This is a genomic window from Microbacterium sp. GXF6406 (assembly GCF_054798215.1).
Genome location: NZ_JBSJZH010000023.1, coordinates 21,723 through 37,454 on the forward strand (window position 1 = coordinate 21,723; position 15,732 = coordinate 37,454).

General features: G+C 66.3%; 16 protein-coding genes, 1 tRNA gene and 1 rRNA gene. 6 read left to right on the forward strand and 12 right to left on the reverse strand.

All coding sequences use genetic code 11. From position 1 onward, the window contains the following. Positions 1-2 precede the first annotated feature (2 nt). On the reverse strand, positions 3-890 hold the full coding sequence (gene trhO / locus ACWAUG_RS11840) for an oxygen-dependent tRNA uridine(34) hydroxylase TrhO (protein WP_460802580.1): 888 nt from the start codon (positions 888-890) through the stop codon (positions 3-5). An 88-nt stretch (positions 891-978) separates the two neighbouring features. Between trhO and ACWAUG_RS11845 the strand changes: the two genes are divergently transcribed. Continuing rightward, a tRNA-Ser gene (locus tag ACWAUG_RS11845) sits at positions 979-1,066 on the forward strand. A 52-nt stretch (positions 1,067-1,118) separates the two neighbouring features. On the opposite strand, the gene ACWAUG_RS11850 is transcribed toward ACWAUG_RS11845, so the two are convergent. From ACWAUG_RS11850 to ACWAUG_RS11885, 8 genes are all read right to left on the reverse strand, one after another. Beyond that, positions 1,119-1,709 carry a GNAT family N-acetyltransferase gene (locus tag ACWAUG_RS11850; protein WP_460802581.1) on the reverse strand — a complete coding sequence of 197 codons (591 nt, stop codon included), beginning with the start codon at positions 1,707-1,709 and terminating at the stop codon, positions 1,119-1,121. Next, positions 1,706-2,341: a phosphatase PAP2 family protein gene (locus ACWAUG_RS11855; RefSeq protein WP_460802582.1), complete on the reverse strand. Its 636-nt coding sequence runs from the start codon at positions 2,339-2,341 to the stop codon at positions 1,706-1,708. The genes ACWAUG_RS11850 and ACWAUG_RS11855 overlap by 4 nt, the downstream gene beginning before the upstream one ends. Before the next feature lie 33 nt (positions 2,342-2,374). Continuing rightward, positions 2,375-3,301 carry a Bcr/CflA family efflux MFS transporter gene (locus tag ACWAUG_RS11860; protein WP_460802589.1) on the reverse strand — a complete coding sequence of 309 codons (927 nt, stop codon included), beginning with the start codon at positions 3,299-3,301 and terminating at the stop codon, positions 2,375-2,377. 194 nt (positions 3,302-3,495) lie between these two features. Beyond that, positions 3,496-4,650, reverse strand: coding sequence for a cystathionine gamma-synthase (locus ACWAUG_RS11865; protein WP_460802583.1), 1,155 nt, complete (start codon positions 4,648-4,650; stop codon positions 3,496-3,498). Between the two features lie 52 nt (positions 4,651-4,702). Beyond that, entirely contained in the window at positions 4,703-6,067 is a 1,365-nt protein-coding gene (locus tag ACWAUG_RS11870) for a cystathionine beta-synthase (protein ID WP_460802584.1), read from the reverse strand. Between the two features lie 42 nt (positions 6,068-6,109). After that, a complete protein-coding gene (locus ACWAUG_RS11875) occupies positions 6,110-7,063 on the reverse strand; it encodes a carbohydrate ABC transporter permease (RefSeq protein ID WP_298040857.1) in 954 nt (317 codons plus the stop codon). After that, the gene (locus ACWAUG_RS11880) at positions 7,060-8,199 is read right to left on the reverse strand and encodes a carbohydrate ABC transporter permease (RefSeq protein WP_298040859.1); all 1,140 of its coding nucleotides are present in this window, start codon (positions 8,197-8,199) and stop codon (positions 7,060-7,062) included. The genes ACWAUG_RS11875 and ACWAUG_RS11880 overlap by 4 nt, the downstream gene beginning before the upstream one ends. A 103-nt stretch (positions 8,200-8,302) precedes the next feature. Further along, complete coding sequence (locus ACWAUG_RS11885) at positions 8,303-9,619, reverse strand: ABC transporter substrate-binding protein (RefSeq protein ID WP_460802585.1); 1,317 nt, start codon at positions 9,617-9,619, stop codon at positions 8,303-8,305. Positions 9,620-9,881: 262 nt separating this feature from the next. On the opposite strand from ACWAUG_RS11885, the gene ACWAUG_RS11890 reads away from it, so the two are divergent. Then, the gene (locus ACWAUG_RS11890) at positions 9,882-10,886 is read left to right on the forward strand and encodes a LacI family DNA-binding transcriptional regulator (RefSeq protein WP_460802586.1); all 1,005 of its coding nucleotides are present in this window, start codon (positions 9,882-9,884) and stop codon (positions 10,884-10,886) included. 55 nt (positions 10,887-10,941) lie between these two features. On the opposite strand, the gene rplL is transcribed toward ACWAUG_RS11890, so the two are convergent. Beyond that, positions 10,942-11,322, reverse strand: a complete 381-nt coding sequence (gene rplL / locus ACWAUG_RS11895; protein ID WP_298040865.1) for a 50S ribosomal protein L7/L12 — start codon at positions 11,320-11,322, stop codon at positions 10,942-10,944. Positions 11,323-11,370: 48 nt separating this feature from the next. Beyond that, a complete protein-coding gene (rplJ, locus tag ACWAUG_RS11900) occupies positions 11,371-11,859 on the reverse strand; it encodes a 50S ribosomal protein L10 (protein WP_298040867.1) in 489 nt (162 codons plus the stop codon). Positions 11,860-12,137: 278 nt separating this feature from the next. Between rplJ and ACWAUG_RS11905 the strand changes: the two genes are divergently transcribed. The 4 genes from ACWAUG_RS11905 to ACWAUG_RS11920 all read left to right on the forward strand — a co-directional run bounded on the left by ACWAUG_RS11905 (position 12,138) and on the right by ACWAUG_RS11920 (position 15,487). Further along, a complete protein-coding gene (locus tag ACWAUG_RS11905; protein WP_298040869.1) occupies positions 12,138-12,818 on the forward strand; it encodes a YqaJ viral recombinase family protein in 681 nt (226 codons plus the stop codon). Positions 12,819-13,008: 190 nt separating this feature from the next. Then, complete coding sequence (locus ACWAUG_RS11910) at positions 13,009-14,625, forward strand: MDR family MFS transporter (RefSeq protein WP_298040870.1); 1,617 nt, start codon at positions 13,009-13,011, stop codon at positions 14,623-14,625. Next, the gene (locus ACWAUG_RS11915; protein WP_460802587.1) at positions 14,622-15,116 is read left to right on the forward strand and encodes a MarR family winged helix-turn-helix transcriptional regulator; all 495 of its coding nucleotides are present in this window, start codon (positions 14,622-14,624) and stop codon (positions 15,114-15,116) included. Before ACWAUG_RS11910 ends, ACWAUG_RS11915 begins: the two co-directional genes overlap by 4 nt. A 98-nt stretch (positions 15,117-15,214) precedes the next feature. Beyond that, on the forward strand, positions 15,215-15,487 hold the full coding sequence (locus tag ACWAUG_RS11920) for a LysE family transporter (RefSeq protein WP_460802588.1): 273 nt from the start codon (positions 15,215-15,217) through the stop codon (positions 15,485-15,487). Positions 15,488-15,662: 175 nt separating this feature from the next. Here the strand turns inward: ACWAUG_RS11920 and rrf are convergent. Further along, positions 15,663-15,732: ribosomal RNA gene (rrf, locus tag ACWAUG_RS11925) — 5S ribosomal RNA — on the reverse strand; the annotation flags it as partial.

Sequence of the window (15,732 nt, forward strand, 5' to 3'; positions counted from 1 at the left end):
GCTCAGGCGGTGTGCGCTTCGCAGGGCACGGCGTCGCACGCTTCGCACACGACGAACTGGGTGCGGCACGAGGCATCCGGGCAGTTCGCGGTGCGCTTGGTCGGCTCGCCGCACCCCGCGCACTCACCGATGACGGCGGCGTGGTCGCTGAAGTCGACGGAGCCGCGCTTGTCGAAGACGTAGAGCGATCCTTCCCAGAGGGCGTCGTCGCCGAACTTCTCGCCGTAGCGGACGATCCCGCCGTCGAGCTGGTAGACCTCGCCGAATCCGCGGGCGGTCATCAGGCTCGACAGCACTTCGCAGCGGATGCCGCCCGTGCAGTAGGTGACGACCGGCTTCCCCTTCAGATCGTCGTAGGCTCCCGAGTCCAGCAGCTCGACGAAGTCGCGCGTGGTCTCGGTGTCGGGGACGATCGCGTCCTTGAAACGGCCGATCTCGGCTTCGAGTGCGTTGCGCCCGTCGAAGAAGACGACGTCGTCGCGTTCGGCGACGAGCGTGTGCAGCTCGTCGGGGCTGAGCCGGATGCCGCCGCCCACGACTCCGTTCTCATCGACGCGCAGCTCGCCCGGGGCGCCGAAGGAGACGATCTCGTCACGCACCTTGACGCTGAGCTTCGGGAAGTCGAGGCTGCGGCCCTCCTCGTCGAGACCGGTCCCCTCGCTCCACTTGATGTCGGCGTCGGCGAAGGGCACATAGGAGCGGAAGGAGCGCGACCACTTCTTCAGCGCCCGGATGTCACCGCCGAGGGTTCCGTTGATGCCGTCCTTCGAGATGATCAGACGACCGCGCAGCCCCAGCGCCTCACCGAGGTCGCGCTGCCAGATGCGGATCGCCTCCGGGTCTGGCAGCGGGGTGAAGGCGTAGAACAGGACGATCTTGGGAGTGGCCACGCCTCGATTTTACGCGGGACGCGCGCGGGGTACCGGCCGCGGTCACTTGCACTGCTCCGGATCGGATAGACTGATCAAGTTGTTCCTTGGTGATGTGTCCGAGCGGCCGAAGGAGCACGCTTGGAAAGCGTGTGTTGTGCAAGCAACCGCGGGTTCGAATCCCGCCATCACCGCCATTTTCCTCTGAGGGTCCCGCTTCTGCGGGGCCCTCAGTCGTTTCCGCTCTGCTCAGAGCAGAATGCCGTAGGCCTGTCCGTCCTGCGCGGATTCCAAGGCGTTCATGCCGAGCCGCTCATAGAACCCCGCGGCGCTGGTGTTGGCCGGGTCCATCTCGAGGTGCAGCCCGGGCACGCCACGGGCTCGGAGGTCGGTCAGCAGCGTCTCGATGAGGCCCCTTCCCCATCCCTCTCCCTGCACCTCGGGCAGCAGGTCGATGTGCAGATGCGCCGGATACCGGCCTGCATGGGGCACGGGGTTCGAGCCGCGCGCATTCGCCGAGGCGAGCAACTCGCGTTCCCGCAACGACTCCGGCTTCCGGAAGCTCCGGGCGAACCGCGGCCACCACTCGGCCCGGAACCATTCCTCGAAAGCATCCGTGTCATCCGTGTCGACGAGATACCCGATCGCGCGGCCCGCACCGTCGTCGACGACCCAGCAGAGGTCGGGATGCCGTTCGGCGTAGGGCAGCGCGTACATGAGTCCCCACAGATCGTCGTCCGACAGCATCCCTCGGGCATCGGCGCCGGCATGCGCCGTGCGCACGCAGATATCCGAGAGCGCCGCGCGATCCGCCGACCGAAAGCGACGGATGCTTCTCACGCCGCCTCCTCGATGGCTTCCGCTGTCCGCGCCCGCCGCACCCAGGGCAGCAGTATCGCGGCGACGAGCATCGTCGCACCGACGCCCACCAGCATGCCCCCGAGTGTGTCGCTCAGCCAGTGCACCGACAGCACGGCGCGGGAGAACGCCATGGCGAGCGTCCACGCGATAGCGATCATCACGACCCAGATGCGGGGGAACAGCACGATCGCCAGGGCCGCGAGGGTCGCCGCATTCGCCGTATGCCCCGAGGGGAAAGACCCGAAGTCCGAGGCGACCAGCATGTCAGCGGGGCGGGACCGACCGAACACGCTCTTGAGCAGTTGAACCAGCGCGACGCTGACGATCAGGGTCCCCGCCACCAGAACCGCGTCCCGCCATCGCCGCGCGATCAGCAGCGCCCCCAGAGCCAGCCCGGGAACGAGCAGCGTCGCCATCCAGCCGCCGCCCACCCGGTTCATCACCAGCGCGAAGCCTTCCAGCCCCGGCGTGCGGATCTCGGTCATCCACTGATTCCACGCCGTATCGACCGCCGAGGGCTGATCGGGTCCGCCGGTGGTCAGCCAGGCGCCGAGAACGACGGCGACAAGGATCGCCGCGAGTCCACCGATGAAGAGTGCAGGTCGAGACATCCGTCCATTCTCACCCGCACGGCATCCGGATTCCTAGGGATTGAGCATCTCCACGGTGCGCGGGCGCACGATGATCCACAGCGCGAGAATGCCGATCGCCGCGCAGCCGACCATGACCGAGGCCATCGTCGTCGCGGTGATCCCCGCCCCCGCTGAGATGAGGCCCACGGAGTTGATGGCGAACAGCCAGCCGTACTGCTGGGCGTTCAGACCATGCGTCACCTGGAAGAGGAACGGTGACGCCGAGAGGTACGAGAACAGCCTCGAGAACGTCATACCGCCGATGATGAGCACGCCGATGAACACCCGGTCGCTGAAGACGCTCGCGTAGCGCTGCCAGATCGTCGAGCTGCCGCGCTCCTGGCGGCGTTCCTTCGGCAGGGTCTCCGGAACGAAGAACAGGCTCGCGAGGAGCATGATCGCACCGTAGGCCGCGAGCACGACGAAGATCCCGCGCCACGGCATGACCCCCAGCAGCCACGAGCCGATGAGCGGCGCGACCACCGGCGCGACGCCCGAGACGAGCGCGAGCCGGGAGAGCATCACGACGAGGCGACGCCCGCCGAACAGGTCGCGGACGATCGCCATCGCCACCACACCGCCGGCGGCGGCGCCCACGCCCATGAGCACGCGCGCACCGCCGAGCAGCAGCAGATCCGGCGCCGCGGCCGCCGCGATGCTCGCCAGCATGTGCAGAGCGGTCACGACGATGAGAGGCACCCGCCGACCGACCTTGTCCGACAGCGGTCCGACCACGAGCTGACCGAGCGCGAAGCCGATCATCGTGCCCGTCAGAGTGAGTTGGATCGCCGCCGACGTCGTCTGGAAGTCCGCTTCCAGCACGGGGAAAGCCGGCAGGTACAGGTCGATCGTGAACGGGCCGAGCGCCGTGAGCGCGCCCAGCAGCACGATGTACAGCGTGCGCCGCCGATTCGAGATCGCATCGCCGGGATGCAGCATGATCGGCGCCGTCGCCGGATTCGCCCCAAGGGTGCGGATGGCACCCGTCGGGGTCGAGGTCCGGATCGTCCCGGTCACGGCGCGGATGCCGCCGGTCTCCGGTGCCGAGGAATCAGATGTGGGCGCAGCAGAAGAAGATGAATCGTTCAAGATCCATCCAGGCTATCCCGCGGATGTTTCGGCGGTGTTGCCGATCAGCCCGCGATGCGCGCCAGAGCCTGCTCGAGGTCCGCGATGAGGTCCGCGATGTCCTCGATGCCCACCGAGAGTCGGATGACGTTCTCCGGAACGGCCAGCTCGGTGCCCTTCACCGAGGCGTGCGTCATCTCCGAGGGGTAGCCGATCAGCGACTCGACCCCGCCGAGCGACTCCGCGAGCTGGAACAGCTCCGTCGACTCGACGAATCGTCGCGCAGCATCCGCTCCACCGACGAGCGCCAGCGAGAGCATTCCCCCGAAACCGCTCATCTGCTTCGCCGCGATCTCATGACCCGGGTGCGAGGGCAGGCCCGGGTAGAACACGGTCTCGAACTCCGGGCGGCCGTCGGCCCATTCGGCGATGGCCTGAGCGTTGGCGCTGTGCTGGCGCATCCGAACCGCGAGAGTCTTGATGCCGCGTGTCGTCAGCCAACCATCCAACGCCGCCGAGACGGCGCCGACAGCGAACTGCTGGAACTTCACCTGCTCGTAGAACCGGTCGTCCCCGAAGATCACGGCGCCGCCGAGAACATCCGAGTGCCCGCCCAGATACTTCGTCGTGGAGTGCACGACGAGATCAGCGCCGAGGGCGAGCGGGTTCTGCAGGGCGGGAGAGGCGAACGTGTTGTCGACGACCAGAATCGCACCACCCGCATGCGCGAGCTCGGCGGTCTCCGCGATGTCGACGACCTTCAGCAGCGGGTTGCTCGGCGTCTCGAGCCACACGATCTTCGTCTCCGGGCGGATCGCCGCGCGAACAGCATCCGCATCACCGAGCTCGACCGTCGTCATCTCGATGCCCCAGGGAGCGAACACCTTCGCCAGCAGGCGGTACGTGCCGCCGTAGACGTCGTTGCCGAGCAGCACGTGATCACCGGGGCGCAGGATCGCGCGCAGCAGCGCATCCTCGGCCGCAAGCCCCGAGGAGAACGACAGCGCCGCAGCGCCGCCCTCGAGCGCAGCGAGCTGCGTCTCCAGCGCACTGCGCGTCGGGTTGCCCGCACGGTTGTACTCGTACCCCTGGCGGAGCTCGCCCACCGAGTCCTGCACATGCGTGGAGGCCTGGTAGATCGGCGGGATGATCGCTCCGGTCAGCGGGTCGGGGTCTTGACCGGCGTGGATGGCACGAGTGGCGAAGGCGTGATCGGACATGCCCCCAGCCTACGTCGCGACGCTCGACCGCGCCCCTGCGTTACGTTCCGTATCAGCGCGCGAGATACGTCATGAGGTCATGCCGTGTGAGCACCGTGTGCGGACGACCGTCGACGGTCACCAGCAGGGCATCGGATTCGGCGAGCGCCGCACGGGCCTTCTCGACCGAATTATGGATGCCGATGAGCCGCAGCCCGGGAGCGATGTGCTCGCCCACCGCATCCGTCGGCTTCGCCGCCCCGCGGAAGAGCAGGTCGAGAAGCCCGCGCTCATCCACGGCGCCGATGACCTCCCCCATCATGACCGGCGGTTCGGCGCTGAGCACGACCAGCTGCGAGACGCCGAACTCCGACATCATGCTGATCGCATCACGCACCGTGTCACCGGGGTGGGCATGCACCAGTTCCGGCAGGGCACCGTCGCGCGCCGCGAGCACAGCGGCGACCGTATCGCCGTCCGCGACGTCGCTGAATCCGTAGGAGCGCATCCAGGAGTCGTTGAAGATCTTGGCCAGGTAGCCGCGCCCGCCGTCGGGAAGCAGCACCACCATGACGGCTTCCGCCGGGAGATCCTTCGCGATGCGCAGTGCACCGGCGACGGCCATGCCGCTGGATCCGCCGACGAGGATCCCCTCTTCGCGCGCGAGGCGGCGCGTCATGGCGAAGGACTCGGCATCGTCGACCGCGACGATCTCGTGCGGGACGGCCGGGTCGTAGGTCTCCGGCCAGATGTCCTCGCCGACACCCTCGACGAGGTAGGGACGGCCTGTGCCGCCCGAGTAGACGCTGCCCTCGGGGTCGACGCCGATGATGCGCACCTGATCGTCGGAGATATCGCGCAGATAGCGGCCGGTCCCGGTGATCGTGCCGCCGGTTCCGACACCGGCGACGAAGTGCGTCACCTGTCCGTCGGTGTCGCGCCAGATCTCGGGGCCGGTGGTCTCGTAATGGCTGCGCGGACCGTTCTGATTCGCGAACTGGTCGGGTTTGAAGGCGCCGGGAATCTCCCTCGCCAACCGGTCGCTGACCCCGTAGTAGGACTCGGGGCTGTCCGCAGCGACCGAGGTGGGAGTCATCACGATCTCCGCGCCATAGGCACGGAGCACGTCGATCTTGTCCTCGCCGACCTTGTCGGGGATCACGAAGACGCACTTGTACCCGCGCTGCTGCGCCACCAGCGCGAGCCCGACACCGGTGTTCCCGCTCGTCGGCTCGACGATCGTACCGCCGGGCTTCAGCTCCCCCGATGCCTCGGCGGCGTCGATGATCCGGCTCGCGATGCGATCCTTCGCCGATCCGCCCGGGTTCATGTACTCGAGCTTGACGAGCACGGTGCAGGCGATGCCCTCGGTCACGTGCTGCAGCTTCACGAGGGGGGTGTCGCCGACGAGGTCGACGATGTGCTCGGCGTACTTCATGTCTCTCAGCGTACGGTGGTCGGCGCCCGCGCGGGCCTCGTATTACCCCTTCGTGGATCCTGCCAGCAGCCCCCGCACGAAGTAGCGCTGCAGCGCGAAGAAGACGATGAGCGGCACGATGATCGACACGAACGCACCGGCTGTGAGCAGATGCCAGTCATTGCCGCGGGTGCCGGTGATCTCGGCGAGCAGCTTCGTGATGGGCGCCGCCCCGCCGTCGGCGAACACCAGCGCCACCAGCAGGTCGTTCCAGACCCACAGGAACTGGAAGATCGCGACCGACGCGATCGCCGGCATCGTCAGCGGCAGCACGATGCGGAAGAAGATCTGCCCGCGGGATGCTCCATCCACCCGGGCCGCTTCGATGATCTCTCCGGGAATCTCGGACATGAAGTTGTGCAGCAGGTAGATCGCCAGCGGCAGAGCGAACATGGAGTGCGCGAACCACACCTGCGCGTACCCGTCGGAGGCGCCCAGCGGCAGCGTGACCTGCACGCCGAAGATGCTCAGTCCGCGGGAGAAGGTGCTCAGCAAGGGCACGAGGGCCATCTGGATCGGCACGATCTGCAGCGCGAAGATGAAGATGAACAGGAAGTTGCGGCCCTTGAAGTCGATCCAGGCGAACGCATAAGCGGCCATGGAGGCGATCATCAGCGGCACGATGGTCGCGGGGATCGTGATGGCGATCGAGTTCACGAACGATTCGAGCATCGTCAGCTGCGTGGTGCCGGCCGACAGCACATCCACATAGTTCTCGCCGGTCACCTGCGGGTTCAGGAAGAACTCCCACCATCCGCTGGTGAGGATCTGCTCGCGCGGACGGAACGATGAGATGAACAGGCCCAGCGTCGGGATGGTCCACAGCACCGCGATGATGATGGATGCCGCTGACGCCCAGGGTCGGGAGAGCCTCTTGCGCGTCCGCGCCGCCGAGGAGCTGAGCTTTCCGCCGGTCGTGATGGAACGCGTGCTGTCAGTGGTGGTCGGGGTGCTCATCGGATCTCCCGCTGCTTCTGGATCTGGCGTGCGTTGTAGATGACGATCGGCAACACGAGGATGAACAGGATGACGGCGAGCGCCGCGCTGCGTCCCGCCTCGAACTTCGAGAACTGCGTGTACATCTCGTTCGCCAGCACGCTGGTCTCATAGTTTCCGGCCGTCATGGTGCGGACGATGTCGAAGACCTTCAACGAGGCGATCGAGATCGTCGTCAGCACGACGATCAGCGCGGGTCGGATGGCGGGAACTGTGACCGCGACGAAGCGCTGCCAGGCGTTGGCGCCGTCGAGCTCAGCGGCCTCGAGCAGTTCGATGGGCACTCCCTTGATGGATGCCGAGAGGATCACCATCGCGAAACCGGTCTGCACCCAGATCAGGACGAGGATCAGGAACAGGGTGTTCAACGGCGGATCGAGCAGGAACTGGTGCGGCTCGGCGCCGAACCAGACGAGGATCTGGTTGAGCAGACCGATCTGGTCGTACTGCGGCCCGCGGTATTCGTACATGAATCGCCAGATGATGCCGGCGCCGACGAAGGAGATTGCCATCGGCATGAACACGAGCACCTTGTAGATCTTCTCGCCGCGGGTGCGATCGATGAAGACCGCATAGGCGAGGCCGACGATCGTCGAGACGGTCGGAACGACCAGCACCCAGACGATCGTGTTGACCACGACGCGGATCCCGTCCGGCTGTCCGAAGATCCAGACGTAATTGGCGAGGCCCACGAAACTCTTGCCGGAGGAGTTCATGAAGGATGCCACGAAGGTCTGAATCGTCGGCAGGATGAGGCCGACCATCAGCAGCAGGAAGGCCGGGGCGAGGAAGGCGACCAGTTGCAGCAGATAGCCCTTGCCCTGCCTGGATCGGTAGTCGAGGAGGAAGAAGATCCCCCCGACGACCACCGCCGCGCCCATCGCCCAGTAGTAGGAGCGAAAGAACCACATGACGGCGAGGGGGACGAGCAGGCACATCGCGAGCCGCGCGACGGTGTACCAGGCGCCGGAGCGCGGCGCCACGTCGATGAGCAACAGGATCAGCGCCACCACCGCCCCGAAGGCGATGACAACGGCCACGGCCTGCAGCACAGGCGGCAAAGAGCCGATCCATCCGAAGAAATCGTTCGCGGTCACTGATCAGTCCCCTTTACGGCAGTGTGCGGGTCTCGACGGCCCGGGCGCCCATGCCCGGGCCGGTACGGGTGGGCCGCTCCGATGCGACCCACCCCTCAGCGGATCAGCTGTCCGGCCAGCCGGTCTCGATCTGCTCGAGGACCTCGTCGGTCGACGTGCCGTTGACCCAGGCGACCATGCCCTTCCAGAACGTGCCCGCGCCGACGGCGCCCGGCATCAGGTCACTCGCATCGAATCGGAACGTGGTTTCCGGGTCCTGCAGGATCTTGATCGTCTCCTGCAGGATCGGGTCCTGCGCGTTCGCCGGGTCGAGGCCGTTGTTGGCCGAGGTGACGCCTCCGAGGCTCACCCGGCTGTTCGCCCATTCCGGGCTCGACAGGTAGGCGAGAACCTTCTGCGTGGCCTCCGAATCGCTGAAGGCGCCCACAATCTCACCCGCACCGGTCACGGCACTGTCTCCGGCGCTCTCACCGGGCAGCATGAACGCCCAGATGTCGCCGTCCTCCGCGATCGTCGTGCCCTCGGGGAAGAAGCCCGAGAGGAAGGACGCCTGGTGCGTCAGCGCGCACTCGCCGCTGGCCAGTGCCGGGGCAACATCGCCGAACGCCGTCGAGTTGATCGAACGCACATCGCCGAAGCCCGCGTTCACGTTAGCCGGGTCGAGCAGCACGGCTCCGACGGAGTCGAAGGCCGTCTTGATCTGCGGGTCCGTGAAGGCCACCTCGTTGGTCACCCACTGGTCATAGACCTCGGGTCCGGCCTGGCGCAGGACGTAGTCCTCGATCCAGTCCGTTCCCGGCCACCCGGTCGCGGTTCCCGACTCGAACCCGGCGCACCACGCCGGCGTTCCCGTAGCCGCCTGGATCGACTCGGTGAGCGCGGTCATCTCGTCGAGCGTCGCAGGCACCTCCACACCCCACTCGGTGAACTTCGCCGGCGAGTACCAGATCCACCCCTTCACGTTGGCCATGAGGGGCGCACCGTAGAACGTGCCGTCATACGTGCCGTAGTTCACCCAATCCTCGGTCCAGTACTCATTGGCGTTGGACTCAACCTTCTCCGGTGCGGGCTTGAGGAAGTCACGAGCAGCGAAGTCCGCGAACAGACCGGGCTGCGGGAAGATCGCGATGTCGGGCGGGTTTCCACCCTGCGCGCGTGTTCCGAGCTGCGTCTCGAAATCCTGGCTGCCCTCGTACTTGATCTCGATATCGTTCTCCTCGGCCCAGCCGGCCCAGGACTCCTGCAGCAGCTCCGCCTCGGAGTCGACGATCGTGCCGTAGATGGTGACGGTACTGCTGCCGCCCTCATCGCCGCCTCCGCCGTCGGACCCGCCGGGAGCCCCGCATCCGGCAAGCGCCATACCGGCTGCCCCCAGAAGGGCGACCGGTGCCAGGCGCCGATAACGCTGTGACAGTGCCATGTGACTTCTCCTCTTCGAGTTCACGTCCCCGGATTGCTCCGCCCCGCAGGACCGAACCGGTGGGGAACCGTTTCCAGGGACAACGTATCCCGCGCCCACCACCGAGCACAATGGTTCGAGGTCACAAGCTCACAACCTTCCTCGGCTCTAAGGTGGGAGCGCTCCCGCGATTGCACTGTGGAACCGGTTCCCGATTTCGTTTCGCAGACACTACGCTTGGCGTGGTGATCTGGCCCGAGAGCCAGCAGAGAGGACACGAAGAATGAGCACGATCGCAGATGTCGCCGCCCTCGCGGGAGTCTCCAAAGCGACAGCGAGTCGAGCCCTCAGCGGTCGCGGTTATGTCTCCGATGCCACGCGCGAGCGCGTGAGCGCCGCCGCCTCGGAACTGTCCTACATCGCGCATTCCTCGGCGACCAGCCTGGCGACCGGCCGCACGCGCACCGTCGGAGTCATCACACCGGCTCTCGGACGTTGGTTCTTCACCGAACTGTTGACCGGCATCCACGACGCGCTCCTCGAGCACGGCTACGACATGGCGGTCTCCGGCGTCGCCGAAGGGTCGCCCGCCCGAGGCCGCCTCTTCGACACAGCCCTTCCCGGTCGGCGCTACGACGGCATCATCGCCGCGGGCCTCCAACCCCGCACGCACGAACTCGAACGGCTCCTGCCCCTGCCGTCGCCGCTCGTAAGCGTGGGTCCCTACGACGGAGGGACGAGCTCGGTCGGCATTGACGACACCGCGGCGGCGCGGCGTGCGACCGAGCACCTGATCGACCTCGGCCACAGCGAGATTGCCTTTATCGGCGTCGCTTCCCCCGCCCGGCAGACGGCGCTCGGCGATTCCCTGCGCATCGCGGGCTACCGGGCCTCAATGCGGGCGGCTGGCTTGTCCGAGCGCACGATCACCGCGGCAGCGTCAGGAGACATGCCCGCCGCCTATGCGGCCGCCGTCGACCTGCTCGGAGAGCGCCGCGGGCGCCCGACCGCGATCGTCGCGCTGTGCGACGAGATGGCGATCGGTGCGATCATCGCCGCGCATCGGCTGGGCATCGCCGTGCCCACAGAGCTCAGCGTCGTCGGAATCGACGACCACCACAACGCCGAGATGTTCTCCCTGACCACCATTCGGCAGCGCCCCCGCGAACAGGGCGCAGATGCCGCGCGGCTCCTCCTGGATCGCATCGAGAACCCGCTCGCAGCGGTCGAGCACATCCAGGCGCCGTCGACCCTCGTCGTGCGCAACTCCTCCGCTCCCCCGCGCTGAGAACACGAATGCCCCGGGCCTGAGCCCGGGGCATTCGAAAAGCGATGAGACGCGATTACTTGAGGGTAACCGAAGCGCCGGCGGCCTCCAGGGCCTCCTTCGCCTTCTCAGCGGTCTCCTTGTTAGCGCCCTCGAGGACGGCCTTCGGAGCACCGTCGACGACAGCCTTGGCCTCGCCGAGGCCCAGCGAGGTCAGCTCGCGGACAGCCTTGATGACCTGGATCTTCTTGTCGCCGGCAGCCTCGAGGATGACGTCGAACGAGTCCTTCTCCTCCTCGGCCTCAGCAGCGCCTGCACCAGCAGCGCCGGCAGCGGCGACGGGAGCAGCAGCGGTGACCTCGAACTTCTCCTCGAACGCCTTGACGAAGTCGTTCAGCTCGACGAGGGTGAGCTCTGCGAACTGCTCCAGCAGCTCCTCGGTGGTGAGCTTAGCCATGATGTATCTCCTAATAGATGGGGTTTGTGGGAAGAAGACGCGAGACGCTTACGCGGCCTCTGCGGTCTCCAGCTTTTCGCGAAGAGCATCGACGGTGGCCGCAGCCTTGGCCATCGTTGCCTTCATCATGCCCGCTGCCTTCGCAAGCAGAACCTCGCGGCTCTCGAGCGAGGCGTACTTGTTGACCTCTTCGGCGGTGAGGACATTGCCCTCGTACACGCCGCTCTTGATCACGAGAAGCGGGTTGGCCTTGGCGAAGTCACGAAGAGCCTTGGCAGTGGCGACGAAGTCACCGTGCACGAAAGCGACAGCCGACGGGCCCTTGAGGTCGTCGTCCAGCGCGGAGATCCCAGCCTTGTTGGCAGCGATCTTGGTCAGCGTGTTCTTCACCACGGCGTACTCAGCGTTCTGACGGATGGCGTTGCGCAGCTCCTTGAGCTGGGCAACCGTCAGACCGCGGTACTCGGTCAGCAGGACGGCGTTCGAGTTCTCGAAGTTCTTCGTGAGCTCGGCAACCGATGCATCCTTCTGCGCCATGGTCACTCCTTGATGGGTACGAGATGTCGCACGTGCGTGGGACATCGGCCTGGACCGCGGCTGAAAACAGAAAAGCTCCGGCGCAAGCGCACGGAGCTCGGAAGAAGTTCGTGTCACCTGCGCGGGCCCTGCTGTGCAGTGCTTCGATCGTTCGGCGCTTTCGCGCATAACGATGACCAGCGGTCTTCGGTTATCAACAACTTTACCCCACGTCCGACCGCACCCCAAATCGCGGCGCGGCCGCGGCGACGCACAACACGCTCGGGTACCCTCGAAGGGTGACACCGGAACTTCAGGCGCGAATCGTCGCGGACTCCCGCGACCGCGTCGCCTGGCTCCGAGCTCGAGCCCGCGGCATAACCGCCACCGATGTGGCAGGCCTCACGAGCGACATCTCCATCAAGCGCGCCGCCGACTCCAAGCTCGGCGCGGGCCCCCGCTTCGCCGGCAACGCCTACACCGAGCACGGACGTCGGCGCGAACCCGCGATCGCGGCATGGGTCTCCTCGACCCACGGCATCCACCCCTCCTCCGCACTCTTCCGCGCGGAGATCGAGCAGCGTCACCTCGCAACCCCCGATGGCGTGGTCCAGCAATCCGATGGGCGCATCCTGCTGGCCGAGATCAAAACCACGAATAAAAGCTGGCGCACGATCCCGCGCACCTACCTGCGACAGGTCTGGTGGCAGCAGCACGTGCTCGGCGCCGAGCGCACCCTCTTCGTATGGGAAGAGCACGACAACTTCCGCGTGATCCACGATGAGCCCAAGTCCGTGTGGATCGACCGCGACGATCGAGAGATCGCACAGCTGGTCGGCATGGCGACCCGCTTGATCGACGAGCTCTATCACCGCACGACGGGGCAACGCCCGCCGGAGCAGGCCCTCCCCGACGCGGCAGCCCGTCGCGAGGCACTCCGCGAGCGGGACGCGTTCCGCGCGCTCGCACTGATGGACTGACCACCCCGCGCACTTCCCGCTTTTCGGCGACCCCACCCGGAGTTGGTTGACGTTTGTCAACATTCGGCGTATCGTTGACTTTTATCAACTTTCGCGCGCCAGTGCCGTCGCGCCCACCGCATTCTCCGCAACACAGTGAAAGGTGCGCATGAGCGCTCACACTCCTTCGACAGCCACGACGACGACTCGAATGTCGCACCGACAGGTCCTTCAGGCCCTCTCCGGCCTCATGCTGGCCATGTTCTGCTCGATGGTGTCGACCACCGTCGTCGGCACGTCGCTGCCGATCATCGTCCCCGAACTCGGAGGATCCCAGGCCTCTTACACCTGGGTCGTCACGATGACCCTGCTGACGACCGCGATCTCCACCCCGATCTGGGGCAAGCTCGCCGACCTTATCAATCGCAAGAATCTCATGATCGCGGCCCTCGCGATCTTCGTCCTGGCCAGCGCGGGCGCAGGTCTGTCCCAGAACTCCGAGATGCTGATCGCCTTCCGAGCGTTCCAGGGCATCGGCGGCGGCGGCCTGGCCGCACTCAGCCAGGTGCTCATGGCCGACATCCTGTCCCCGCGCGAGCGAGGCAAGTACATGGGCCTGTTCGCCGCTGTCATGGCCGTCGCCACGGTGGGCGGTCCGCTGCTCGGCGGCGTGCTCACCGATACGGTCGGCTGGCGCTGGAACTTCTACGTCGGCGTCCCCCTCGGCGTCATCGCGATCATCGTGCTCATCCGCACTCTGAAGATCGAGCAGATCCGTGCCGCGAAGGTGCGCATCGATTACCTCGGAATCGTGCTCCTCTCGGTCGCCGCCGGATTCCTTCTCGTGTGGGTCTCCAATGTCTCCTCCTACGGGTGGATGAGCTGGGAGACCCTCTACATGGTGGGAATCGCCATCCTCGCGACTGTCGCCTTCATCGTCGTCGAGCTGAAGGTCGCCGAGCCGCTCATCCCGCTGACGCTGTTCCGCAACCGAACCTTCACGCTCGCAGTTCTCGCGTCGATCTCGATCGGCGTCGCCATGTTCGGCACATCGGTCTACCTCGCTCAGTACATGCAGATCTCGCGCGGATACGGCCCCACCGAAGCCGGTCTGCTGACGATCCCGATGGCCGCCGGCATGCTGATCTCATCCACGGTGATCGGGCAGCTGGTCACCCGATCGGGCAAGTGGAAGAGCTTCCTGGTCACCGGTGCGATCCTCATGGTCGCCGGCACCTCCCTCCTGTCGACCCTGCAGTACGACACCTCGCTGTGGCTCGTGGGCATCTACATGTTCCTGCTCGGAGCCGGCACCGGCATGACGATGCAGAACCTCGTCCTCATCGTGCAGAACACCTCGGCACCGCAGGAGATCGGCGTCGCCAGCGCCGGAGTCAACTTCTTCCGCACCGTGGGCGGAACAACCGGCGTTGCCGTCATGGGATCGGTGCTCGCAACCAGCATGGCGCAGCAGCTCACCGATCGCGCCGCCGAAGTCAGCGCCGCGATCGCAGCGCTCGGAGAGAAGGGCAAGGCCATCGCCGAACAGCTCGCCAGCGGCGCTCTGCCGACGACCCGCGATATGCCCGAGGGGATCCGCCTCATCATCGAAGACGCCTCCGCCCAGGCGATCTCGCATGCCTTCCTCATCGGCGTTCCGCTCGCCGTGCTCAGCCTGATCGCGATCGCCTTCCTGCCGAACATCCCCCTCATCAAGCAGAACAACGTCGAGCGTGTGCGCGAGCAGCTCCGAGCGAATGAACTCGCCGTTGCAACCGCCGAGACCGGCTCTGTGCAGGTCGTGCGCCCGGAGGATGACGAGCGATGACGAGCGTTTCGGCTCCCGGCAGCGCTGAAGCGTCTGCGCCGTCGTTGAGTGAGGAGTACGTCGCAGCGCTGACCGACCTCGAGTCGGAGTTCGGCGAGCTCATCACCCATTTCCGGCACACCGTCACGGAGAACGCCGAGCGCTTGAGCCCGGGCCTCCTGCCCACCGCGTACAAGACATTCACGACGATCGTTCGCTACGAGAGCACGACAGCGTCGGTTCTCGTCGATGCTCTGCAGATGGACAAGGGACAGCTGAGTCGGACTCTCCGTGAGCTCGAAGGACTAGGCCTCATCGCCCGCACCCCGGATCCGAGCGATCGTCGAGCCACGCTCCTCTCTCCGACGCCTGATGGCATCACCCGGCTGGCCGAGGCGAGACGCCCCCAGGAGGGGCGGATGCTGCGAGCCCTGAGCAACTGGGATCTCAGCGAGCTCCAGACCCTCACAGCGCTTCTGCACCGTCTCACGACGGGGGCGCGCGAGGCCTGACGCACCCCAGAGCACGATGAAGGCGCGTCGCACCCCTGGGTGCGGCGCGCCTTCATCGTTCTCTGGTCTTCACGCCCCACAGGGCCTAGCGTCGAGAAGTGCTCACCGTCTTCGCTGGCCTCGCCGGCCTCGGACTCGGCCTCTCGCTGATCACCACGACGATGCTGCTCACCTGGCTCAACCCGCATGTCTACATTGACACCGTCGTCATGCTCGCCTCGATCGCCGCCACGCATGGTGATGAGCGCTCGCTCACCGCCGGTGGCGCGGTCGCTGCAAGCCTGGTCTGGTTCACCGCCCTTGGCTCGGCGCCACCCGTCTCAGCGGCGTGCTGCACACGGAGAAGGCCTGGCGCATCATCGACGCGCTGATCGCCCTTGTCATGTGCGCGATTGCTGTCGGCCTCGCCAGACCTCTCCTGTTCGGCTGAGAGGCTGTGCTGACGAAGAAGAGCCACCCCGGCTACCGGGATGGCTCAGCACGCGAAAACACGCCTTAACGCAAGAAAGCCACCCAACAATGGGTGGCTCTCTCACTTAAAAAGAAGTTCGGCGGTGTCCTACTCTCCCACAGGGTCCCCCCTGCAGTACCATCGGCGCTGTGAGGCTTAGCTTCC